The organism is Spirosoma pollinicola (assembly GCF_002831565.1).
Lineage (GTDB): Bacteria > Bacteroidota > Bacteroidia > Cytophagales > Spirosomataceae > Spirosoma > Spirosoma pollinicola.
In genome coordinates this window covers 7,638,471-7,660,827 of the sequence record NZ_CP025096.1, presented here as the reverse complement: position 1 = coordinate 7,660,827, position 22,357 = coordinate 7,638,471, and the positions used below count along the sequence as shown (strand labels likewise).

At 42.7% G+C, this 22,357-nt stretch carries 20 protein-coding genes; 12 read left to right on the top strand and 8 right to left on the bottom strand.

All coding sequences use genetic code 11. From position 1 onward, the window contains the following. Positions 1-95: 95 nt before the first annotated feature. From CWM47_RS32355 to CWM47_RS32345, 3 genes are all read right to left on the bottom strand, one after another. Positions 96-1,388, bottom strand: a complete 1,293-nt coding sequence (locus tag CWM47_RS32355) for a metallophosphoesterase family protein (protein WP_100992678.1) — start codon at positions 1,386-1,388, stop codon at positions 96-98. Between the two features lie 40 nt (positions 1,389-1,428). Further along, positions 1,429-2,301: a hypothetical protein gene (locus CWM47_RS32350; protein WP_100992677.1), complete on the bottom strand. Its 873-nt coding sequence runs from the start codon at positions 2,299-2,301 to the stop codon at positions 1,429-1,431. A gap of 345 nt (positions 2,302-2,646) precedes the next feature. Further along, a complete protein-coding gene (locus CWM47_RS32345) occupies positions 2,647-3,837 on the bottom strand; it encodes a hypothetical protein (RefSeq protein ID WP_157816120.1) in 1,191 nt (396 codons plus the stop codon). A 928-nt stretch (positions 3,838-4,765) separates the two neighbouring features. Here CWM47_RS32345 and CWM47_RS32340 point away from each other — a divergent pair. Both CWM47_RS32340 and CWM47_RS32335 read left to right on the top strand, forming a co-directional pair. Next, on the top strand, positions 4,766-5,422 hold the full coding sequence (locus tag CWM47_RS32340; RefSeq protein WP_100992675.1) for a response regulator: 657 nt from the start codon (positions 4,766-4,768) through the stop codon (positions 5,420-5,422). A gap of 389 nt (positions 5,423-5,811) precedes the next feature. Next, positions 5,812-7,734 (top strand): tetratricopeptide repeat-containing sensor histidine kinase, encoded by a 1,923-nt coding sequence (locus CWM47_RS32335; protein WP_100992674.1) that lies wholly within the window; start codon positions 5,812-5,814, stop codon positions 7,732-7,734. On the opposite strand, the gene CWM47_RS32330 is transcribed toward CWM47_RS32335, so the two are convergent. The 3 genes from CWM47_RS32330 to CWM47_RS32320 are packed head-to-tail and all read right to left on the bottom strand — an operon-like array spanning position 7,661 to position 11,092. Continuing rightward, complete coding sequence (locus CWM47_RS32330) at positions 7,661-9,493, bottom strand: T3SS effector HopA1 family protein (protein WP_100992673.1); 1,833 nt, start codon at positions 9,491-9,493, stop codon at positions 7,661-7,663. The genes CWM47_RS32335 and CWM47_RS32330 overlap by 74 nt on opposite strands. Positions 9,494-9,497: 4 nt before the next feature. After that, entirely contained in the window at positions 9,498-10,571 is a 1,074-nt protein-coding gene (locus CWM47_RS32325) for a phosphotransferase family protein (protein WP_100992672.1), read from the bottom strand. Beyond that, positions 10,571-11,092 (bottom strand): hypothetical protein, encoded by a 522-nt coding sequence (locus CWM47_RS32320; RefSeq protein WP_100992671.1) that lies wholly within the window; start codon positions 11,090-11,092, stop codon positions 10,571-10,573. Before CWM47_RS32320 ends, CWM47_RS32325 begins: the two co-directional genes overlap by 1 nt. A 447-nt stretch (positions 11,093-11,539) precedes the next feature. Between CWM47_RS32320 and CWM47_RS32315 the strand changes: the two genes are divergently transcribed. The 6 genes from CWM47_RS32315 to CWM47_RS32290 all read left to right on the top strand — a co-directional run bounded on the left by CWM47_RS32315 (position 11,540) and on the right by CWM47_RS32290 (position 15,961). Further along, positions 11,540-11,785: a hypothetical protein gene (locus CWM47_RS32315; protein WP_100992670.1), complete on the top strand. Its 246-nt coding sequence runs from the start codon at positions 11,540-11,542 to the stop codon at positions 11,783-11,785. A 314-nt stretch (positions 11,786-12,099) separates the two neighbouring features. After that, the gene (locus CWM47_RS32310) at positions 12,100-12,462 is read left to right on the top strand and encodes a hypothetical protein (RefSeq protein ID WP_100992669.1); all 363 of its coding nucleotides are present in this window, start codon (positions 12,100-12,102) and stop codon (positions 12,460-12,462) included. 148 nt (positions 12,463-12,610) lie between these two features. Next, complete coding sequence (locus tag CWM47_RS32305; protein WP_100992668.1) at positions 12,611-13,465, top strand: hypothetical protein; 855 nt, start codon at positions 12,611-12,613, stop codon at positions 13,463-13,465. A gap of 40 nt (positions 13,466-13,505) precedes the next feature. Continuing rightward, on the top strand, positions 13,506-14,498 hold the full coding sequence (locus CWM47_RS32300; protein WP_100992667.1) for a hypothetical protein: 993 nt from the start codon (positions 13,506-13,508) through the stop codon (positions 14,496-14,498). A gap of 102 nt (positions 14,499-14,600) precedes the next feature. Beyond that, the gene (locus CWM47_RS32295) at positions 14,601-15,236 is read left to right on the top strand and encodes a hypothetical protein (RefSeq protein WP_100992666.1); all 636 of its coding nucleotides are present in this window, start codon (positions 14,601-14,603) and stop codon (positions 15,234-15,236) included. Between the two features lie 269 nt (positions 15,237-15,505). Then, positions 15,506-15,961, top strand: coding sequence for a hypothetical protein (locus CWM47_RS32290; RefSeq protein WP_100992665.1), 456 nt, complete (start codon positions 15,506-15,508; stop codon positions 15,959-15,961). Positions 15,962-16,444: 483 nt separating this feature from the next. Here CWM47_RS32290 and CWM47_RS32285 read toward each other — a convergent pair whose 3' ends face one another. Beyond that, complete coding sequence (locus tag CWM47_RS32285) at positions 16,445-16,891, bottom strand: DoxX family protein (RefSeq protein ID WP_157816119.1); 447 nt, start codon at positions 16,889-16,891, stop codon at positions 16,445-16,447. A 482-nt stretch (positions 16,892-17,373) separates the two neighbouring features. Here CWM47_RS32285 and CWM47_RS32280 point away from each other — a divergent pair, with 482 nt between their 5' ends. Continuing rightward, the gene (locus CWM47_RS32280; protein WP_100992663.1) at positions 17,374-18,498 is read left to right on the top strand and encodes a Kelch repeat-containing protein; all 1,125 of its coding nucleotides are present in this window, start codon (positions 17,374-17,376) and stop codon (positions 18,496-18,498) included. Between the two features lie 30 nt (positions 18,499-18,528). Here CWM47_RS32280 and CWM47_RS32275 read toward each other — a convergent pair whose 3' ends face one another. Then, a complete protein-coding gene (locus CWM47_RS32275) occupies positions 18,529-18,918 on the bottom strand; it encodes an NUDIX hydrolase (protein ID WP_100992662.1) in 390 nt (129 codons plus the stop codon). An 18-nt stretch (positions 18,919-18,936) separates the two neighbouring features. On the opposite strand from CWM47_RS32275, the gene CWM47_RS32270 reads away from it, so the two are divergent. The 3 genes from CWM47_RS32270 to CWM47_RS32260 all read left to right on the top strand — a co-directional run bounded on the left by CWM47_RS32270 (position 18,937) and on the right by CWM47_RS32260 (position 22,263). Further along, positions 18,937-19,818 (top strand): alpha/beta hydrolase, encoded by an 882-nt coding sequence (locus CWM47_RS32270; RefSeq protein WP_100992661.1) that lies wholly within the window; start codon positions 18,937-18,939, stop codon positions 19,816-19,818. 520 nt (positions 19,819-20,338) lie between these two features. After that, positions 20,339-21,532: a sensor histidine kinase gene (locus tag CWM47_RS32265; RefSeq protein ID WP_100992660.1), complete on the top strand. Its 1,194-nt coding sequence runs from the start codon at positions 20,339-20,341 to the stop codon at positions 21,530-21,532. Further along, positions 21,529-22,263 (top strand): LytR/AlgR family response regulator transcription factor, encoded by a 735-nt coding sequence (locus CWM47_RS32260; protein WP_100992659.1) that lies wholly within the window; start codon positions 21,529-21,531, stop codon positions 22,261-22,263. Before CWM47_RS32265 ends, CWM47_RS32260 begins: the two co-directional genes overlap by 4 nt. The last annotated feature ends 94 nt before the right edge of the window (positions 22,264-22,357 follow it).

Genomic DNA, 22,357 nt, shown 5'->3' with positions numbered 1-22,357 from the left:
GCAAAAAGAGCCGTTTTTATCCCCTTCCCTCCTACCCGACCATCGTTCAGAAAAACGTCCGAATAATATCCGGACAATACAACTGAAAATTAGTACTAGGACACGATATCGTCCCAGGTTTTCTGGTTATAAAAAGTCAGATTGTTCGCCGGTTGTCCCTTAATCGTACCACTAATGGTGCCCGTTTGTGGATCAACTCGCCATAATTCGGTTACAATGGGCGATATGTTGTCACAGTAGCCAATCGACAAATCAGCGCCATTGAGATCGACAACTGCATACGCATTGAATCCTAATGGTGTGTTTTCAAGAGTTTTTTGGGTACGTCTATCGGCAGCAATCAAATAGGGAAACCCTTTTTTTTGCGGACCAAGCTTAAAGTTTTTACCGTAATCACTGGTATCAACCGGCGTTCCACCATTCCCGATACATCGACCGTGGATAGTTAGCCCCTTGTCTAACTGCAATTTTTCGTAAAAAGCCAACTTGTGCTCGTGCCCCCATAGCCAGATAACTGATTTTTCAGACCCTAAAATACTGGTTAACTGCTGGTGGGGTCGAGGGTATTCGGTTTCTTTCGCAAAGGCCGTAATAGGTTGATGGTGCGTAAGAATCATCAGGCCCCGTTTATCAGAAGGATCGTCCAACCGTACAACATTGGTCAACCAATCCAACTGTGATTGGTCGAGCCGACAATCAGGACCAAATCCAGGAATAAATTCAACGATAGGCGTCCCCGATGAATGATATCCTGTATCCAGTCCCAGTATACGCCAGTTTTCATTTTGCAGACAAAAATATCCCGCATACTGACCCAGATATATGCCGTTCGCATCGCGAACTCCCAGCGTAGGCAGCAAACTTGTAAAAAATGCTGTGCCACGCGCGTACATCTCATGGTTCCCCAAAACGGCGAAACTTCCTGCATTTCCCCGTACCCAAGGAGCACCGTCTACGGTGAAGTTACTGCGAATTTCGGAGGGTGCACCTACATAGTAGGTATCGCCCACATGAATAGTATAATCAGGATCATGCTCCCTCATTTTTCGGGCAATCGCAAATGAATCAGGCGTATCAGTTGCCCAGTCACTGGTTATGGCAATACTAACTGACTGTTTCGGAACGACATTATAAATGCCCGTTTCGCCTGGTGGATAAGAAGGATAGGGGTATTTTCTCCCAAAGCGGCTTTTTACGTAATGAATGAGCCAGGGCCAAAATGACTTGGCTAGAAAATCCGTGATGAAATGGCCGGGCTTATTAGGTTCTTTCGTTTTGGTAAGCTCTGTTTTATAATGATTATAGACCTCCCAGCGGGATGAATCCAAGTAATCCCTACCCGTGCGTTCCGGACTCTTAGTAATTTCTGATTGTTTACGGTATGTCATTGACTATAGTCGAGTTGAGGGTGTACAGAACAAAACTAATTTAATTAATTCCCTGATCTTTTAGCACATCTCGCAGCAGCGGTTCTAAATTTTCCAACTGTGCCTGTCGCTGAATATGACCGACTACTCGGTCGTATTCAGATTTCTGCGGTATCTGGTGGATCTGATTGGTTAACACTTGTACCAGTCGCAGATACCGGCGCCGTTGGTACCATACCAGTGCAATAATGGCACTCATAATAAGTCCTAAAGCAATTAAAAATTGGGTAGCGTATTTTTGCACCGTCGGTAAATCCTCATGAACAATCCGCGCAATCCGGTTGGTCAATGTATCTATAGTGGGCTGAAGAGACAAGCGAACAGTTTCTTGGAGCTTATGCTGCGTTGCCGGGTTGAGTAAACTGTCTCGCACCGATGCTAATTTCTGGCGCGTATCATCAGTATTCAGCCGGTCCACGGCGCTTCCGATCATATTGGCAAGCAGATTACGGGTTTTCCTGTCAAGGGTTGTGCCAGCTTTAGTAATGGCATCCAGAAAAAATTGCTTTAATTGATCATCTTTTATTTCTCCTTTCAACTTCACCACTTTCGCAATAACGGTTTCGGCGATGCTGTCAACCTGCGTGTTGGTCAAGTGACCTAAGCTATCAATCTGACGTTTAATTTTTCGGGTCAATGGATCAAGTGGATCAAGTGTGTCAGCGGCATTTTTCAAGCTCTTTATGAGCTGATAAGTGATAGCAGGCACGTCATGATTAATTCCAGCCATAGCGCTTCGACCCAAGTCGTAAACGGCCGTATCGATCGTCGCTTTGCTGGCTGAACCGCGCCCAAACTTGCCATCAATCCATTTTTGAACGGAGCAACTGGTGAGCATAGCCATTAACATGAATATGTAGGCAAGGCGTTTCATGGGTGGAGAATTGAGTATTAGAGGTGAATTAAGATACTCAATCGATACGCCTACGGTCCATTCTTTAGTTGATGAACCGAACTGGGTTTAATCGATTGCACTTCAGATAGACCCTGACAGAAATGTAGAATAGATAAAGCTCCGGCATGGGTAGACCCGCAAAACAGTAGCGAATTAGCGACCGGATACGGTCAAGCCAACAACATCCGGTTACGATCTCCCTACTACTACCATTAGTTTTTCCAGGAGCGTATGCAATTCCCCCGTGTATAATCTCGGCTTGTCAGCCTTATATACACCTTTCAGTAACAGCAGCTAATTAGTAGCTTCCATAAAAGAGAGAGATCAACCACCAGGTGCTTTAATAAAATCAGTGAGTTTATTTAAAGTGAAGACTTTTGATAACGTTACCCCAACAGTTGGTGCATAATTAGGCATGTACCCACGTACTTCAACGCCAAAGGTTAGCCCTAATACCTTGTTCTCGGTAATACTCCCTTCACAATAATAGTATACTTTGGAACTGCCCGGTGCTCCCTGGAGAAACTCTAAGCTGTGGCCTGTATACCCCACTAATACCTGGCCCCGTATCCAAAAATCGTCATTTTTGTAGATAGCGTATAGACCAGCTCCAAAATACCCGTCTAATGAGGTCTGCTGTATCCCTTTAGCCGAAGACAAGGGTGAGGTTGTGTATTGGCGAGCAGGTATCTTCAGCGTATCCTGTTCTAAAATATTGACTTTATATTCGGTTGTAATCTTACGTCGCAATACCTCACCTCGACCTTGCCAGTACACTTTAAAGTTATCATTCGATACCTTCTTCCATAAATACGTAAATCCTAAATATGCACTTGTATTATCAATTTGTGAATTATTAAGCACTTGCCGATACTGCCGTACTGCCCATACCGAGTCTTTCCCAATCGGTCTATCCGTAGTATATTTTAAGTAATTTAGCCCAACGGGTACATTGGCATTCAGGTTACCTGCCGAGTCCGATTGAAAGGAAAAGCTTCGATTTTGATTAAACCCAAATGTCAATCCAAATCGACCATTTAGTTGGGGCAAAAAAGCATTAGCCCCAAAATTTAGGCTCTTTAGAGTAATGGTCTGATCCAAGTAGTCAAAATTGGTACCCACCGATAACAAAAAACGGGGAATTAAACTGGTTAGCTGACTGGCATCTTTAATTGTTACTGTGTGCGTAGCGACGCCAGCCGTAGCACCACCTACTACTGTGAGACCTAGCTTAATTGTTTCGTCGGGTTCAAGGTCCGCATCTGGCTTAATCGTAATCAGGACGGCCTGAGTGAGCTGAGACGAGGAGGTAAAAACCAAATTAGCAGGCGAGGTGATCGTATAGTCTAGAGCACTTGCGGAGCCTGTATGTAAATCCGTTATGGTCACCGTAAACGTATTGCCTACTGCGGGTAAGGCAGCAGCGGATACCTCCACAAAAAACGTTTTAGGAACATTTGCCTGTTCCTGTGCATCACTTGTTGCTATACTAAACCCTACAGTTTGTGCGTACATTCGGCTGCAGATTTGAAATAGAATAAGAACGAAGACGGTCTGTTTCATGGTTTTTGGTTGTTATTTTAAATTTATGGTATTGACTTTTCCTATGTTCCCACAAGACTCGCTCCCATACTCGTGAGTTAAGCGATCAATTAAATTTCAAAAACGAGACTGGGCACGTAACTCATAGGCTTAGTTCTGCTATGGTCCCTACGAGATTAGTCCAATAGAGTTACACTCAACAACAGTAGTATTCACGGTTAGAAAAACGGTGTGGATAGAGGTATGGAAATAGGATTAATAACCTGCTTTTGATACGCCCCACTGAATACTAGGGATATAGTGGGGCCACCGTGAATGGTTGATACAAAATTGGGACTACCTAGATCGCCCTTCAATCCCTTGCCGATTGTAGTTTCTCTACCCTTAAGAAGGTATTTTTCGGGATACGCTTAAAAAAGGATTCTTATTGAGGACCGACCGATTGATGTCGAGTCGGATTTAACCGAAAATTGCCATAACAGTAACGAATCATAGCTGTGGCCTTCAACTATCGTTCGTTACTGGCGAATCTCTTCCTGGTAATTATCAGTAACCTAAGAGGCTGAATTTTGATCATTAATTAGACGATATTGATTCTTTTTTTGTCCCTTATGCTATCACGAACGGTGCTCTGCCAGATGATACCACATCAGTTTCTACCTCCCTCAGGGTAGATAAATACAGTTAATTATACTGTCCTGACAGTATTTCTCACCAGTAAGATTAGCCAGAAATTTGTGAGGCTGCACGTTCAGTTAAAGGAATGAAAATTAATAAATGAGGTCTGACAAGCACGTATTGTTTTTACTTTTAACTAATTGCTAGTTAGGTTCAAATAGCTTATACTTCCAGCCAATTTGCGACCCTGAACAAGTAAAAATTATCTATAAATCTTCTGATTATGGAAATGATAAGGGTATTGCTTGCCGATGATCATGATTTGCTACTGGAAAGCTTGGCGCTTCTATTAAGTCAAATTGAACAGGTTGCCATTGTTGGGACTGTAAGTGACGGGAAGCAGGCCTTACAATTTCTGGAGCAATATGAAGTAGACATTGTCCTTGCTGACTTAAATATGCCTGTTCTTAATGGCTTAGGTCTTGTTAGTGAAATTCGACAACACCATCCGAAAGTACGTGTTATTCTACTGACAATGGTGGAAGAAGCAGCCCAGATTCGGGAAGCAATTCAGATAGGTGTAGATGGGTATTTACTGAAGAAGTCGAATCGGGTCGAAGTTGAACGGGCTATTCGTGCAGTTGCTGAAGGACAGACCTATTTCAGTGTTGCTATCACACGTCAATTAGCTCAACTTCCCAACGAGAAATCAACGACAGGTCATTTAGAGACCAATCAGATCGAGACTCTAACTCATCGTGAACGCGAAATACTGGTTCTGATTATTCAGGATTTAACTAATCAGCAAATTGCAGAGCAACTTTTCATTAGTCCTCTTACTGTCGAAACCCACCGGCGTAATTTGTTTCGCAAACTGAACGTTAGTAGCGCACTCGGGCTTATGCGCTATGCCCTGAGAAACGGAATAGCGATTAGCTGAACCAACACATTCTGAAATTGCTACGAATGATCGACAAGTTTACACTCGTAAATAAAGAAAATCCTGCAATAAATTATGATTATCTAATTCCTGACCGCCCTCTGAATCTATAGTCAGGAACAAGATAAACCGTTGCCCATTGCATCTATTAATGAATTATATTTCGTTCGGGGTGAAGTTTTGGATATGCGCCAGGTTCATACGATTTGCCGCTACACTTCATAGTGTGGCCTACTATCTTAGCTTTTGAAAAATGTAGACAGATACAATATTAGTCTTGATAGTACCTAGTAGCAGAATAACTATCAAAGCAACTCCCGGCTTTTTCAGATTGATCGCGTTACTTATATATTATGCGTGTATTTTTGTGATATATCCACTTGAAATTCATGCAGATACGTATTGGTTTGCTGCTAGCATTGTTGCTGTCTGGGTTAACGCTAAAAGCTCAGAAAGTGATTGATAGCCTGAGACGTGAATTGGCTCATGTGGAGCGTTTACGTTCAGATTTTTCGCACGATACCACTCGCTTTCGCCTGTTAGTTAAGCTGACCCAGAATACCAAAAATTGGGAACAAGCTCGCAACTACTGGCAGCAGGCTATCGACCTAGCTGAAAAACGTAATTGGGTAGCTGGTCAATTGGAAGGATACCAAGGAATGGGACTACATTATCGATATAAAGGAGGGTTTGCTGAAGCCGCTTATTATTTCCAACAGGGTCTGCACCTTTCAGAACAAGTCAATGACCTCCGATATCAGGTTTTCAGTTATCAGTCACTAGGCGTTGCTTATAGCCAAGCAGGCGATACTACAAAAAGCCTTGAAGCCCACCATATGGCGATCAAATTGGCTAGAAGTGTGGATCGCAACCTTTATTTATCATCCATCAATGACATTGGGAACGTTTATTTTCAGACTAAAAACTACGACAAAGCACTTCCGTATTATCAACAATGCCTGCGAGAGAACCAACCGGTTGATTCAGTCCGGCAGAGTTGGTTTTTATTTAATACGGCAGCTACCTATCAGGAATTAAATCAATTAGAAGTCTCTCTGAAAACGTATAAAGAGCTATTCCAATTTGGCAAATATTTTACAAGCGAAGACAGTACCGAAATCTACGCAAGACTTGGTCAGCTATACCTCAAGTTAGGTAAAGTAGACCTGGGTTTACAGTACGGGTTAAAGGCTAACCAGATTATGTTCCGTGCTCGAAGTCACTACTCGCGTTCGCTGGTAGGTCAGACACTTTCAGATGCTTATCAAGCTAAAAAAGATTGGAAACGAGCTTTTTTTTATGAGCGTCAGTATCGTTCCTGGCGCGACAGTATTCTTTCTCAAGAGCAGCGACAGCGTCTTGAGGGAATTAAAGTGGGATATGAAAGTGAAAAACGAAGAATTGAGCTTCAGACAGAACAAAGAAATAACCAGCTTTTATGGGTAGGCTTGATGCTCTTTGGTATCTTGGTAGGCATACTTTTCTTTTTCAATTACCTGCTACGGAAACGACGACAAGAGATAGAATTACAAAAAAATGAAATTACCCAAATTAATAACTCACTCGAACTTCGGGTTGAACAACGAACAGCTGAATTACAATATGCCAATGATGAGTTAGTACGAACAAACCGTGAGATAAAGGAAGCGTTACTAAAGGGGCAAACCCTTGAACGAAAGCGCATTGCTTCAGAGTTGCATGACAATTTAGGGGGAACGCTCACTGCTATTCAATGGTATATGGAGTCACTATTACTTGACAAGGATATGAACAGTCAGCTGGATCAGAATTATGATGATTTATATAATATGATTTCCCGCGCCTATGGAGAAGTTAGATTATTAGCACACCATATGATGCCAGAGGTCTTGGAAAAAGAGGGGCTAGAGGTTGCTCTCCAAGAACTTGCGACTCCAATAAATAAATCGAAACGCCTGCATCTTAATGTTGATACACAACAGGTCAGCCCTTATCTAACTACCCAACAAAAATTTGAACTCTATAGCATCGCGCTGGAATTATGTACAAATATTCTAAAACACGCGCAGGCTTCAGAAGCTTATTTATTGCTAAATCGAACTGAGCAAGAGATAATCATGAGTGTTAGTGATAATGGCGTTGGTATGACTTCCGACGCGAAAAAAGGAAGTATGGGTCTAAAAAACATTCAGAGTCGCTTAGAAGCAATTGGCGGGCGCTATAACATACGTTCCATCGAAAACGAGGGGACTATAATTATTATTTACATTCCTTACTCAAATTCCCCGTCGGAATCGGTGGAAGCAGTGGATCATAAGCCAGTAAATAGCTGAATCCAACCAACGTAAGGCCATTCATACCCGGGAAAAAGTCACCCCATCCCCATTCATTTGTGAGAAACTCACGTGATTTTATATGAATTTCTTTTAATTTTTGATAGAATTCCTTTGGCCGCCAGTGAGGTTTCTGAGCATTTTCAACTAAAATTGAGAGAAGACAACAATAAATTTTGTAGTCTGGTCCCTTAGTTCTACTATCTGCTGTTACTCCTCCTTCGGTTAATAATTTGTCCTGACAAAATTCTTTATCCTTTGTTAAAATACAGTTAGCAAAAAATATTTTTACTTTATAAAAAATAAATAAAAACGAAAAATTCTTTTGATAATCATAAACCCTCAGCAAATCTGGACGAATAGATGGTTCTGCTTTAGATAATACATCTTTTAAATTGGGCACATCGGTATGTTCTATTATATAGTTATAAAGAGGGTCATCAATATATTTCATCAAGATATAAAGAAATAATACCGGCCCAAGAATACCTCTTTCCCAATCCTTTTCTAGAGGTTTATATATTGGCACTTCATCATCATCTGGTCCAGCCCCAATCCAAGTACATCGATAAGTACATTGATCATATTTTATCCAAACTGCTTCCCTACATAGAAAATTGGCGATATCAATAGCTCCCTGAAGCCAAAAGGATACTTTTTTGTGTTTTAATATTATAGAAACATTAGATTGAAATAACTCAAAATCATATGGATAAAAAGAACCGGGATTTAGAAACATTGTTTCTAAATTATTGATTTTCTGGTTTTTCAATATATCGTTAATCAACTTTTTAGGAGGAGGTTGAGCTGAAGACCCTGTGGGTAGGCTACTGACCCATTGAACTACAGCATCTGCAATCCAGGTACAACGACTTTCACCAAAGCTTTCATCAGAAAAAGCTGAAAATGGATCTTCTGCAAAACCTATCCCCGGGAGCAATCGTTTAACAAATAAAGGCAAATGATCCTGCAAGTGACCCTTATGAATAGTATAAGTGTGTATAATTACCCAGCTCGCAATTACAAATTGGCGTTGAGGTACATAAAGAACAATGCGGTCGCAACGGTTAGTCTCCAAAACTGGATTAAAATATTTTACCCGAAATGGTATTTTGTAGGAATCCAGATAAGTGATTAGTGTGTGAGTTACTGCCGGAGCTTGGTCGGGGTAAGGATGTATATAAAAACGGATATGTTGATTTTCGCTATCATAGCCAGGCTGGACGCTATATGACCAATAAAAAGTATCCTTGAATTCTTCACCTCCCGCACATTCCTTAGTTCTTACAAGAATATCTATTTGGGGATTAGGAAGCCCATTGAAAATTTTGACCATTTCTGGTTTAGAGCCTGCTATATATACGTAATCCCCTGCCTTTGTAGTAAATCGAGTAGTATCCTGTTCTATAATTACTGTACCGTCATCTAGTTGAGCCTGAAGAATGGCTTCATTATTTACTTTAGGCCTATTACTTAATTTTGAATCAGTAAGAGATAGATTCGATAAAAGGGTGGGCTTTGGAGCTTGATTTATAACGAATCGCCCATTTACGTAAAAATTGCAATAAAAATATCTACTGAGTTGATTTATTTGCTCGGTGTAATTTATAGAATTTAAACGATAAGTAGAAAATCGTGCCCCTTGAGTGCTCCAATCGGCGAGTGCAACCCAGCTTCCTGAAGCAGTTAATACTTGTAAAATGCCATTATAATAACGTACATGCTTCAGCAGTTCACAAATAATTTTATCATTAGTCATTTTGTCAAAATGATTTAAGAAGATGTGGGTTTGTTAGGACGCGGGTAAGCAGAAATTCTACTCTGTCATCTAATCTTCTGCTTTGATCAGTATTCGTAATTATTTTCATACTGCTACCTAATAGTCTTTCTAAGAAGTTGACAGCAGAGAGCCTCAAAATCTTGACGAACCAATTGTCAAAAGAATCAAATTTAATGAATTGATTTATGCTTATATAAGTGTTGTAATATCTTCTACCGGCCTCTAACAATATAGCATGATTAATACGCATATCCATATAAGCCTGTAACAAACCCTGAAAAAAGCCGGCAGCATCCCAATCAACATCTCCCCACCCAGCAAACTCCCAATCACATAGTTTTATTTTCTCTATGGATTTGCCGTTCAAATGGACTAAAATATTATCAAATGTAGCATCACCGTGAATAATAAAATCAGGTCTCCAGGATTGATTTAGTTCAAGAAGAGTATCGCTAACTTGAGATTGTAAAATTAATGAAGCTAGCCATTTTCGTTTAATGAACGAAATATGCTCATTTTTTAGAAAAGGATTTAAAAAGGCAATGTTATCAACTAGAAAAGGAGGTTTAAAAAAATAAAAATGAGAATCATTAACCGAGACTTTTGCTGCTTTGGTTAAATGAACGTGAAAGCTCGCTATTATTTTTGCAGTTTTTTCTACTAGATTACTGCTTGTTAGAAGTTGGGAAAGAGGGATACTGCTCTTCTGAGACAAATTGATACTATCTGGAAAATAGTCTGTTATCAGGATTTTATTAACAGGATCAGAGTAGATATATCCAGGTGCATAGCAACGTATTAAAGCTATTTGATTTATCTGATTAGTTACATTAGCTTCATTTACAATGCTAACCCGTTCATTAATCCGAAACTGCAGCGGTTGCTTAATAAACCATTTTTTTCCGTCTGGCCACTCGGCACTAAAAATCATATATGGATCACTGTTAATATTACGCATTGTCGTTGGAATAACGCCAACACCGTTTTGGCCAAGTAAATGATGAGATAGGCCAATTAAATAATGAGATAGGTGATAAGTGTTAAGCAGAAACATCATTATTTCTGAGAAGGAAATATGCGAATTTTTTGATGAAATGTATTATGACTAGATGATGGAGACGACGAATTTGCGAAAGGGCCTTCGTCAAACACTATATTCGTAAGGTTGCTAAAAAAATTATAACTGAATTCTTGACTTCCTGCTTTTTTATAAAAAAAAGGAACACTTGGTAAAATTCCAAGTTTAGTTTGATCATTAATACCTCCATCTGTATCTTTTTTATGGTATACAAAATATACACACTGCCCACTAACAGTGATCTCTTTTGATCCGTTTTCATATAGTTCGATATCTTTTAAGTATAGGTTAAGTATCTCATCATTTTGAAGATTTATAGGTGGTATTTCTTTTGGATTTTTATCAGCTAAATCTTTTATCTTTTGCTTGTTGTCGGTGGTTGTTCCTGTCATCCGGCAACTATGAATTTGAATAAAATCACCAACCTTTTCCCAATAAGCATTAAATCCTATTTGGTGAAACTCATTTCCGTTTTGATCTACTGGTTTTAGTTTAGACATGGTTTGATTAGTTAATGTGAACGTTTGACTTTATTTTATTAACGATTTCTTTATTAAGCGTGCTGCCTTTGTTATTTTAATTATTTTCCGCTTCTAAAGGAGGTAACTAATAGTTTTCAATTACCGCCAGACTGATTTTAAGATTTTATTGAAATTTATGAATAATCAAAAAATTAACAACATATTTTATCAACTACTTCAGCCTGATAATTTTTCAATATAAGTATTAATAATGAAAAAGCTTACCTAATCACATTCAATAGATGCACTTATCAATGCTCTAAAAACGCACCACCACAAAATTCCGTTATCTGCTATTTAGATAAAATACCTTGTAGACAGTATTTATCCGTTTTACAAAATCTCCTTAGTTTGGGCTCGTTAATCCACTATGCAAGTATTTAATTGATAATAAAACGATACTTAGGATAAATCTACTCTCGTAATATGACTATTGAAGAATATGATCAACTGGATGAAGACGAAAAGATAGAAATATTGTGGAAAAATGGTCAGTATCTAATTCATGTAGAGATACTGGAACAGACATTTATAGTATTTAAGCTTTGGCGTTTTTATGCTGAAATTTGGTATGATCCTGCCTCAGAAGTTATTTGCCAACTGCGCACCTTCAATGACCATAAAGGGCTGACTCCATACCTCAATGGGTTTCAGTCAACCTCTTCTATATAAACATCCTGTTAATCACGATCTGTCTTACCTCCTTTCATTGCTGTCAATACGTACTGTTCGATGAGTGTAACGGGTTCGTAGAAAGGTAGAGAATTAATATTAATTCCAGACTGACGCCTACTCCATCAAAAAACCTATAATCACCATCCAGTTGATATCAGCAATTTGTATTGTCCCCATAAAATACCTGCAATCAGGTAGACAAACTACCTGATTTAGGCGATTGAAGAGCCTGTGATTCCTCCTGAATTTTGTATCGATCTTACTTCTTTACGAAATGGGATCTTCTATCCACACCTTAAACAAATAAACTCATGAAAAAAATAGTCTTCTCTTCATTACTTGTTGCTGCCTCATGGCAGGTTAAAGGGCAGGCGGCCGTATATGTATGTTCTGAAAACGGAGCCTGGGGGAGTTGTTATGGCTACTCCAATGTAACGACTTGCGCTTATAACAAATGTATTAATGAGGGTGGCCGTTATCCACAACTTATTGTGAGCACTAATGGAAAAGGGTATGGGGCTGTAGCTATTGGTCGTGGTTCTGATGGCCGACAGATTGTTGGAGCAGCTGTTGGATATAGTAATCTGGAAGATGCCAAAGAACGCGCAATGGCCGAATGTCGCAATCGAGGAGGCCAATATCCCTCTATTAACTCGACTTGGTACGACCGTTAATTTCTGAAGAAAGATCGTAAATAACTAACTCCACTTTTATAGGCTCGTATTTCTCTAAGCGGTCATAACCCAATATTCCGCTAATTATGGGAAAGAGCGGTAATCCTGTTTCGATAACGCATTGTAAACTCCACATCGACAATAATTTATGAAACACCATTTAATTCGGCGCTACCTGACAATTTCTTTGTCTGTGTGTTCACTAACGTTCATAGCAGGATTATGCACCACTGATCCTGATCCTGCACCGCAAAATAAAACGCCTTCTACGCCCTCTACACCATCAACTCCTTCAACACCGTCTACGCCCTCCACAACACAGCGAACGACAACCAATCCGGATACGCATTTTATTGACCTCCGCAAAACGTATTCTAAGAATGGAGAATGGACTGTTCAGGAATTTACACTGAGTCAGACAACAAACTTTGTTTTCAGAGCGGCCAGTCAGTATAAAGCTCAGACGGCAATTATTGGTGAGAGTGAATTGAACAACTTTAAAACGAACAATTCTTTTCGGGCATTTGCCCTGTTCGATAATCAGTACGGTACGAAGAGCGCTACTCTTGGGGCTGGTAAGTATTACATAGGAATCCGCAATACCTCCACGGCGGGTAACATTGTATCGCTTGAACTGGACTTTACTATTTCACTGCCAGCTTCTGATCGGTGTCAGTTTAACGATTACTACATTAATGATTTGAAGGCTCTGAACAAAGGCGGTAAACTCTGGCAGCCTTTTACTATACAGACTGGGTTTCGTTACTTTTTTGATGGATGTAATACTGGCTTCGATACATATATCATCCCGGAAAATCAACTGGATAACTATAAAAACGGACGCCAGTTCACAACATTCTCGGATTATACCGATGGAACCGGTGCCGCCCCCGGTCTATACGAAATCAAATTGCCGACTGGCACCTACTATTTCGTAGCCGCCAACAGTACAAATGATTCGCAGGCCATTGTGTACACAATGGAACGGTGGCAATTGTACTAATCTAATAATTACGATCTACACCAAAGATTTTTCTTTACTTATGAATAGAGCAATTTCTACAATTGTCCTGCCTGTCCTATTAGCATGTAACCTACGGACAAACGCTCAGGTACTGGTACAGCAAAATGGAATTTCGCTTTCGTATCAGGAGAAGTACGTCAATACCATTCAATGCGGAGACCAAAAATTCGATCAGTATGAAGTGACGGCTTTTCTGGAAAACCGTAGTAGTCACACCATTGACATTAAGGGATACTGTAGCGTCGATCATATCTTTTACTCGAACGGATTGGATTATTCGCCCTGTAGAGCCCCTTTTCCGGGTGGCGTTACATTCGATCCGAAATCGAACTGGCCCAACAATTCAACCGAACGGGGATCTTACAATGTATTAGTACCAGCCGGTATTAGGCTACCTGCACCCGATTGGAATTTGGCTTCGTTTCAATTCAAGGATGTTACGAATATACCACCTAATAATACCCAGCCACCATCTGGTGGTTCTCCTCCGGTTAATTCGGGGGGTAACTACACGTATCGACCACCAAATAATTCTGGAAATAATTATAATGGTAAACCAGCTGGCTCCCAACCTCGCGGCATTCCTTATGGCAACGATATGCAGTGCTTGAACTGCGGCAATGAAAAACGTGTGCCATTACCACCGCTATCTAATAAACCAAAAGGAATCCCTTATGGAAACGCAAAGACCTACGGCAACCTGACCATGATTGCATCAACCGCAGGCCCCGGTCCGGCACGTCAGCAATTTCAGCATGATAATAATGAAAAAGCTGAAGATGATGATATCAGCAAAATAGACAGTTCTAACCCTGAGGAGGTTTTAAAATGGACTACACGCCAAGCGGAGAAAGCGATAAATGAATTAGAGGAACTGGCTCGCCTGACCAAATGTCCTGCTACGGCTGCTGCTTATCGAAAGCTGGCGACTTACAGCCGGTGCACCCTCAAAGGCGGGAATTGCGGACTGCCGCCAGCAGATGAGATACCCGATTGCCCAGCAGATTTGTGATGTAAATAGTATTGTACACTAAAAACCTGTTATCCCCTAATATCTTACTTGCCATTGCTTATTATAACGTTCTATTTTTTCCACACTTTACTAATCAAGATAATGAAAGCTTTACACGCCAGTACACCTAAAAATGCCTCGACGACAGATTTATTAAATGGCCAGCAGGGCGTTTATAAGTTTAGCCGGTCCACCCATTATTTGGGCTGGATATTTCTCACACTTCTATGCTTCGCTAATCAGGCGATTTGCCAGGATGCCGGTAATCGATTTAAAGATTTATCAGGTACCTATTTTATTGAAAGTGAGGGTCAGATTATAGGTAATATCAAGCGGCGACTTCAGATTGAAGAGGATCACATTAATGACAATGAGTCAAACGTGTCGATTCTGAGCGATGGTCAGGAGGTATTTTCCGGACGAAGGCATGGACAATCTTCCGAAATATCGGGTACGTGGAATTATGTCCATTCTTCAGGAGAGGCTAAATATAACGGGCTTCAAGCCGACCGCAACTGTACCATCACATTTGGATCTGATGGTGAAGATTTCATTGTAACAATGCGCAGTATAAAAGTTAGACCTAAAGGTGGATTATTTCTTGGCATGCTGCAAGCCTATAATCAAACTTCGCAAGGTGTAAATCCCAACACAGCTGCCGACAGTGTACAATGGGAAATTGCCTTTGAAAAGAGCGGGACGGATACAATCAAGTATCTGAGAAGGAAATCGAATTGAGTAAGATATTTTCCCCAAAATGTTCAGCCGTCAGCCTACTCCCTATACAATGTCATTAGCTTCACCAGATTGTGCAAGCGATTATCTAAGCATTGGCGAGCTAGTAAATGCGTTTTTAACTACTATCCAAAACGCTTAGAGTATATCTACGAAAAGTTGTAGGAGATGGGGAGAAATAGAGAGGTTCTGGCGGGATAAAAAAGTCTGACCATCTATTACCAATAGCGCCCATTAGTTATCTTCTAACAAACCACTAAATCTTAATTTCTATGAAAGCGTCTGATCAACTCATTGAGCAAGTTAGCGGATTAAGCACAGTCGAACGAACTGATCTCTTAAGTAAACTACCCCAAAAATTAGATTCCGACGACCAAAACCATTTAACAACCTCATCTCTCAATGCCACAAAGGATGGTGCAAAGGTTGATATATTAACCAAAAGCATTAAAGGTCTGTCTGTTGATGATAGAAAAACAGTTGCGCAAAACATCGCTCTGGCTCCACCTTCTGGCCAAATACGAGACCGAATTTGGATGGTAGTGATTTGGGCATTTGTAATTCTGATTGTTGGTTCATTTATAGCGTTGTCTATTAGCTTATTTACACCTGAGAAAACTCCCGATGAAGCAAGGGTTCAAATAATGGTTACCGTATTTACTACAGCCGCTGCATTCCTGACGGGATTACTGGCCCCCAGTCCTATGACGATACAGAAAGATACCTAATCATTATTTTCGTTGTCGATTTACTATTAAGCAGTTTGATTTGTACGGAGTATTCAATGAGCCCCGCATAATCATTCGATTTCTGGACGGGTCAAGCCATTCCCGTTCAATTAAATGGCAAATAGTGTTATTTATTGAACGGATAAGGTGCTATTAATGAATAGTTAGACTTAAGTTTAACTGGAGACAAAATCGTCCACGAAAACCTCCGATTGTTCTCAGCACCAGCAAACGTTGTGACACTGCTTTTAAAGGAGCCCATTGGTTTTGCTGCTCTCCGATTGGCCAATAGACTTCTCCCTGGTTCAGCAAAACCTCGATTATACTCGGGGGTAGCCAACATTCGTTCTAAGTGTTTCATCAGATCACTCTGAACACTAAAAAGTGCCGAATCGTCAGACAAACAACGAAACCTTCTAAGGACCAAAATCTAGAGGAGTCGAAGAGATTGGCCAATAGTTCAGTTTAGTACCCTACCATGTTTTATTGGGTGGAGGGCCTACGGAGATAATAGTCAAGGGAAAATCTATCCCATTCTTCTGGGAGAAGAAGCAGGCAAACTAACAAAATAGCGCGAAACATCACATGGGACAAGTTCCAAATTGGTGTGGCTAAACCGTGTCCAAAGGTCACTATAATAAGATCTGAGGCCAGCCCATAAAGAGCATAATTCTTCTTTAGACCTAAAACAAGCAAAAAACCCCCAATTAACTCAATATAAGACGTGTAATAGGCTGTTCCTCGGGTGATGAATTCTGGTAATATATTTTTATAGGTCTCCTGGAAGAAGTCCATATGGTACAACTTTTCTATTCCCCAGGTAAAGACCTTGCCATACCCTTGCATTAAAAATATAAATCCTAATAATAATCGGGTCGTTAATACGGCTACAATCCTGTTTACACGCATAGTCATTTTAATTGCTGCCAACGTTATCGGCTTGTCGGAGGGTGAGTAGTTAAAAATCATCTGCTCTACAGTATCGCTGTATAAAAATACAAAAGATTAAGTCGACTTCGGTAGTTTAGCCAGTCAAGCCAAAGCTGGCTAAGCAGAGTAAACCGTTCCCGCCCCTTGATGTAGAGCAAAATGGCCAACACTAGTGGCGTTTGGTAAGATATAAACAGTTGATTTTTGTCTTACCGATTCCTCCCCAACCGAACGGGTGATCATTTAAACGTCCTATTATTTTAGGATAATCACCCCTACATTTTGCCCTTTCACCACAAACCGCAGCCTAAACTATACTTCTGATTGTGATTGATTTACCTTCGTTTGGACAAACATTAACTAAAAGCTATTTTTTATATCGTCTGATCAATCGTAGGCCAAAATCTGGGTCGAATGACTTACGATACGATTGGGATAGCTGAGATGAAAAATGAGGGTTAATCGACTTCACCCCTACACGTATGACCTTTAAATTCACTTCGTTCATCGGCTTGCTCCTGCTGGTATTCACTCCGGTCATTCCCGCTCAGGGGCAGCTTGTGGGGCACTGGAAACCCATTGAGACTAAGACCAAGCTGGCCGCACGTAGTGAATGTGGACTGGCTACCGTAAATGGGAAGCTATACCTGCTGGGTGGAGATGGACCACTGGCTGGGGTCGAAGAGTTTGATCCTACGACCCTAAGCTGGACACCCAAAGCGAGCCCTTCTTTAGCGTTTCACCACGTTCAGCCCGTCAGCGAGAACGGCAAAATTTACCTGCTTGGGGCTTTCGCGAAGGGCAATTTTCCCACGCAGCTTCCCATGACCAATGTATATAGCTACGACCCAAAAACTGACCGGTGGGAAAAAGGAGCCGAAATACCCGTTGACCGTCGCCGGGCCAGTGGCGGCTCAGCCGCCTATAAGGGGAAGCTGTATCTGGTTAATGGCATTCAGTATGGGCATTCGAGTGGCACAACGAACCAATTTGATGAGTATGACCCGGTAACCCGTCAGTGGAAACAATTACCCGATGCCCCCCACATCCGGGATCACTCGATGGCCGCTGTCGCCGGCGATAAATTATATGCCGTGGGTGGACGCAACACGAGTTATCATGAGCCAGATAATTTTATGGCCTTCATGAGCAAAACGGTGCTGGAAGTGGACTGTTACGATTTTAAAACCGGCCGTTGGTCAACCTTAGCGGCTAAGCTACCGATGGGTAGTGGCGGGGGCAACCTGGTGAATCTGGATGGCAAGCTGGTGTATATGGGGGGAGAACGCGCTACCGCCACTTCGCCCAATGGGGCCCAAAAAGAGACTTATTACCTGGATTTGGCCAACCCAACCCAGTGGATACAGGCGGGTGATTTGACCAAAGCGCGCAATGGAGTGGGTGCGACGGTCTTTAACCATCAAATCTATGTGGCGGGGGGAGCTGGCGGGGGGCCGGGTGGGCCTCCGCCCAATGGTGCTCAACCCGGTCCACCAGGACCACCACCGGGTTCGAATGGAAGGCCACCTGGGCCACCGCCCGGCAACAGACCACCGGGCGAGGGCGGGGATATTTCCCTGGAGGTGTTCTCCTTTGATGTCCCTTAAGCCGGTCAATGAGAAACCGTAGCAAGCTTGTCAATCCGTAGGTATATCGGGGCGTGGTCGCTTGGATGGCCAGCCAATCGCCAAATCCTCATGTTGGAGGAGCTGCTCATACCGCTCCTTGTGGAAGCGGTACAGATAAGGCGCTTTACTCGAGGGAATCGTGGGGCGCTTCTCCAATTGTTCCAGTAGCTCGTAGTTCATCATCTGCTTATAGAAATTCCCTCGGTCCAGGCTGCGGCCCAAAATTGTTTCATACAAGCCTCGCAATTCATTCATAGTGAACTTTTCGGGCAATAGATTATAGCCCACGGGCTGATAACTCAGTTGCAGCCGAAGGGTCCTGAGGGCCAAACGGATCATGTCGTTGTGGTCAAACAGCAATGGGGGAATCTGGTCAATCGTCCACCAGCGTTTTTTCATTTAACCAATTTATATTCCATGCGATTAAACTATCTGGTAGCTTGCCTTGGCTTACAAGTGCTACCCTTCCTGGCTTTCAGTGCCAAAGTTGATACGCTCGACGTGCCGAGTGCGGCCATGAAAAAAAATTTGCGGGCAGCCGTGGTGCTTCCTGAATCCTATCAACCCACAACCCAAAGCAAGACGGTCTATCCGGTTCTGTATCTGCTCCACGGGGGCAGTGGCAAATTCAGCGACTGGCTGAAGGAAACACCCGATAAAAGGCTGGTTCAAAAGCTGGCTGACCAATACAACCTCATTGTGGTCATGCCCGAGGGTGAACCGGGGGGCTTCTATCTGGACAGTCCCCTTAAGCCCGATAATCAATTCGAGACGTATATTGCTAAAGAGGTTATCGAAAAAATTGACAACACCTACCGTACGATCCGTGACCGTAAGGGCCGGGTCATCACGGGGTTGAGCATGGGCGGTCATGGGGCCATGTATCTGGCCGCGCGCCATCCTGACTTGTACTGTGCAGCGGGCAGCATGAGCGGTGCGATCGATCTGAATCCTGTGAACTGGACTGTGCCGCCCGAATTTAAGAAACAGGTTGATGGCACCCTCACAGGGCTTATAGGCGCTACTGGCTCAACGCCCAATTATGCGGCTTATTCAGTCATACAGATGACGGATAAACTGAAAGCGAATGGGCTCAAACTCATCATTGATTGTGGCGTTGATGACTTTTTGATCGAGCCCAACCGGGAACTTCATCGTCGGCTGGTGTATAACAAAACGGAGCATGAGTATAGCGAACGACCCGGTGGTCATACCTGGGATTACTGGCAGACTTCACTACCCCATCACCTGCTGTTCTTTCACAAGGTTTTAAAAGCCAATGGCAGCGTTCCTCAATAAAGGCTGTTAAGCCGTAATCTTGCAAAAACGAATGACGAGTCATGCAAAACAAAAAAAGCATCCTATCGATGCTTTTTTTGTAGGCCCTAGAGCGTAAGATAGGCAGTTATTTACCGTGAACCGCCACATCGCCCATTAGGAACTAAACAGATCGAAATTCCTGTCTATGAATTAGTTAGATAGAAATAAATCTGCGAACATTGACAGTCCCGTACCGACCTATGCCACTACCCCTCAATCTACAGCACCTACTTTATTACCTGGCCTACTCAACCAGAAGCAGGCTGCCCTTTGCCCAGCCAGGCATCAAGAACCAGACTACCCGTCGCACCATCAGCTAATTTACGATTCGTATGCAGCACTATCTGATGGGGGCAGTACATAGCCTGATGACAGACTGAGGCTCCCTCTCTGCGTAGCCCGCACGGTCAACTTTACCCCAACATGTACGCCATTGACCACATGGTGAACTGGGTTGACAGAAGAGCGAGTAATTTTACTGGCTTACCCACTTCGACCCATGAATAAGCGGATGAAAGCAAACACCCTGACGCTACTGGCGGTGATAACCCTGCTGGTTTTGCCGGGGCTCTATCTGGTGAGTATTGATTCGGATCTGGCTCGACCCGATCCGTTCAACCATGAGATTCAAAATCTGCTAACCTACTTTTTACTACTGCTCTTCGCGTATCTGAATTATACGGTATTGATACCCCGATGGTATTTTTCCCGTCGGTATGGCAAATACACGTTTCTGGTGCTGGTCTGTCTACTGGGTGTTTTGGTAATCCCGCAGCGAGTCGAACAATGGGTATTTCTTAAACCCCCGGCTAACCCAACGACGATGGGTTGGATTCGGCAGATTTTTTGGGCCGAAAATCTACTCCCACCTAATCGTGGGGGAAGCCATCGCCCTCCGCCCCCGTTCGATCAGCAAGGGCCCCCTATAACTGATCGGTCGCCATATCCTTCCCGGCTGCCTGAGCAGAAACACCATGAACCGGGTGAATCAGCAGGCTGGTTCGCGTCTCCCCCACTGTCCATAAAATTCAGCCTTATCTTTTTGCTGGGTGTCGTTAGCACGCTTGCCTCGCTTGCCGTACAGGCTGATCGGCGCTTGCGACGGATGGAAAACGATAAACTGCAAACGGAGCTCCTCCACCTGAAAGCGCAGATTCACCCGCATTTTCTATTCAATACGCTCAATAGCATTTATGCCCTGGCCATCCGCAAGGATGACCGCACCGCCGAGACGATCGTGAAGCTGGCCGAATTTATGCGCTACATCATTAGTGAGGCACACAACCACCAGGTTTCCCTGACCAAAGAAGTAGGCTATATTCAAAACTATCTGGATTTGCAACGCGCCCGGCTGCGCGATACCGTTCAGGTGACGTATGTGGTGCAGGGAGAATTGGCCGGAAAACAGATTGCCCCGCTGGTGTTGTTCACCTTTATTGAGAATGCGTTTAAGCACGGGGTCAATCCCGATGAGGAGTCGAGTATTCGCATTCGTCTAACGATTGAGCAGGACCACCTGGAATTAGTCGTCTTCAATAAAAAAGTGCACAACAATTCACGGGAACTATCGACTGGCATTGGCCTGCAGAATGTCAAAGAGCGCCTTCGGCTACTCTATGAGAATAAGCACCAACTGCGTGTCACGGATGCTGCTGACCACTTTTTAATTCACCTTAACCTGACGTTGCCATGATGCGTGCGATTGCCCTGGATAATGAAGAGTCTGCCCTAGAGATTATTGACGCGTTTTGTAATCAGCTTGATTCTATAGACTTGTGTCAACGGTTTACGCGTACCATCAAAGCCCGCGATTACCTGGCGACCCATTCCATTGATTTGCTTATTTCGGATATCAATATGCCCACTCAGACGGGCATTGATTTTTATCGCTCCATCGATTCGTTGGCGCCATCCCAAAAGCCACTCGTCATCTTTACGACCGCCTATAGTGCGTATGCCGTGGAAAGCTATGAGGTAGCTGCGGTGGATTATTTACTAAAACCCTTTTCCTTCGAGCGGTTTTCCCAGGCCGTCCAGAAAGCAGCCGACTATCACCGATTACTTATCCCATCAGTCGGAGAGTCTTCTAAAAGCGAGTACGCTCCCTACCTGTTCTTACGGGTTGAGTATAGTATCGTCAAAGTGGCTGTGGCGGATATTCTTTTTATTAAAGGGCTGGATAACTATCTAAAAATTCATCTGGTTTCACAACGACCGATCGTTGTCCGGCTAACCATGAAAGCGATGCTGGAGCAGCTATCGCCTGCGGAGTTTATCCGGGTGCACAAGTCCTACATTGTGGCCCTTCATAAAGTGGAGTCGGTGCGCCATAAGCTCATTCGCATGGGTGAAGAAGAAATCCCCATTAGCAGCCTATATGAGGAGTCCTTCTTCCGGCGCTTCAGTAAGTCGCCGAATGGGTAATAAGCAGGCCAGGGAAAACTACCGATCAAAACCAATTTTGTGTTGCCCGCGTCAAACCGAGCTTACCGTTTAGTGGTCTGTTTCGAGTCCATTC

Excerpts from the sequence above, each read along its gene's own strand:
- CWM47_RS32265 (WP_100992660.1), top strand. The coding sequence starts at position 20,339 with ATGAATAAGCGGATGAAAGCAAACACCCTGACGCTACTGGCGGTGATA.
- CWM47_RS32270 (WP_100992661.1), top strand. The coding sequence starts at position 18,937 with ATGCGATTAAACTATCTGGTAGCTTGCCTTGGCTTACAAGTGCTACCC.
- CWM47_RS32355 (WP_100992678.1), bottom strand. The coding sequence starts at position 1,388 with ATGACATACCGTAAACAATCAGAAATTACTAAGAGTCCGGAACGCACG.
- CWM47_RS32320 (WP_100992671.1), bottom strand. The coding sequence starts at position 11,092 with ATGTCTAAACTAAAACCAGTAGATCAAAACGGAAATGAGTTTCACCAA.
- CWM47_RS32340 (WP_100992675.1), top strand. The coding sequence starts at position 4,766 with ATGGAAATGATAAGGGTATTGCTTGCCGATGATCATGATTTGCTACTG.
- CWM47_RS32260 (WP_100992659.1), top strand. The coding sequence starts at position 21,529 with ATGATGCGTGCGATTGCCCTGGATAATGAAGAGTCTGCCCTAGAGATT.
- CWM47_RS32330 (WP_100992673.1), bottom strand. The coding sequence starts at position 9,493 with ATGACTAATGATAAAATTATTTGTGAACTGCTGAAGCATGTACGTTAT.
- CWM47_RS32350 (WP_100992677.1), bottom strand. The coding sequence starts at position 2,301 with ATGAAACGCCTTGCCTACATATTCATGTTAATGGCTATGCTCACCAGT.
- CWM47_RS32315 (WP_100992670.1), top strand. The coding sequence starts at position 11,540 with ATGACTATTGAAGAATATGATCAACTGGATGAAGACGAAAAGATAGAA.
- CWM47_RS32310 (WP_100992669.1), top strand. The coding sequence starts at position 12,100 with ATGAAAAAAATAGTCTTCTCTTCATTACTTGTTGCTGCCTCATGGCAG.
- CWM47_RS32345 (WP_157816120.1), bottom strand. The coding sequence starts at position 3,837 with ATGTACGCACAAACTGTAGGGTTTAGTATAGCAACAAGTGATGCACAG.
- CWM47_RS32325 (WP_100992672.1), bottom strand. The coding sequence starts at position 10,571 with ATGATGTTTCTGCTTAACACTTATCACCTATCTCATTATTTAATTGGC.
- CWM47_RS32280 (WP_100992663.1), top strand. The coding sequence starts at position 17,374 with ATGACCTTTAAATTCACTTCGTTCATCGGCTTGCTCCTGCTGGTATTC.
- CWM47_RS32275 (WP_100992662.1), bottom strand. The coding sequence starts at position 18,918 with ATGAAAAAACGCTGGTGGACGATTGACCAGATTCCCCCATTGCTGTTT.
- CWM47_RS32300 (WP_100992667.1), top strand. The coding sequence starts at position 13,506 with ATGAATAGAGCAATTTCTACAATTGTCCTGCCTGTCCTATTAGCATGT.
- CWM47_RS32335 (WP_100992674.1), top strand. The coding sequence starts at position 5,812 with ATGCAGATACGTATTGGTTTGCTGCTAGCATTGTTGCTGTCTGGGTTA.
- CWM47_RS32295 (WP_100992666.1), top strand. The coding sequence starts at position 14,601 with ATGAAAGCTTTACACGCCAGTACACCTAAAAATGCCTCGACGACAGAT.
- CWM47_RS32305 (WP_100992668.1), top strand. The coding sequence starts at position 12,611 with ATGAAACACCATTTAATTCGGCGCTACCTGACAATTTCTTTGTCTGTG.
- CWM47_RS32290 (WP_100992665.1), top strand. The coding sequence starts at position 15,506 with ATGAAAGCGTCTGATCAACTCATTGAGCAAGTTAGCGGATTAAGCACA.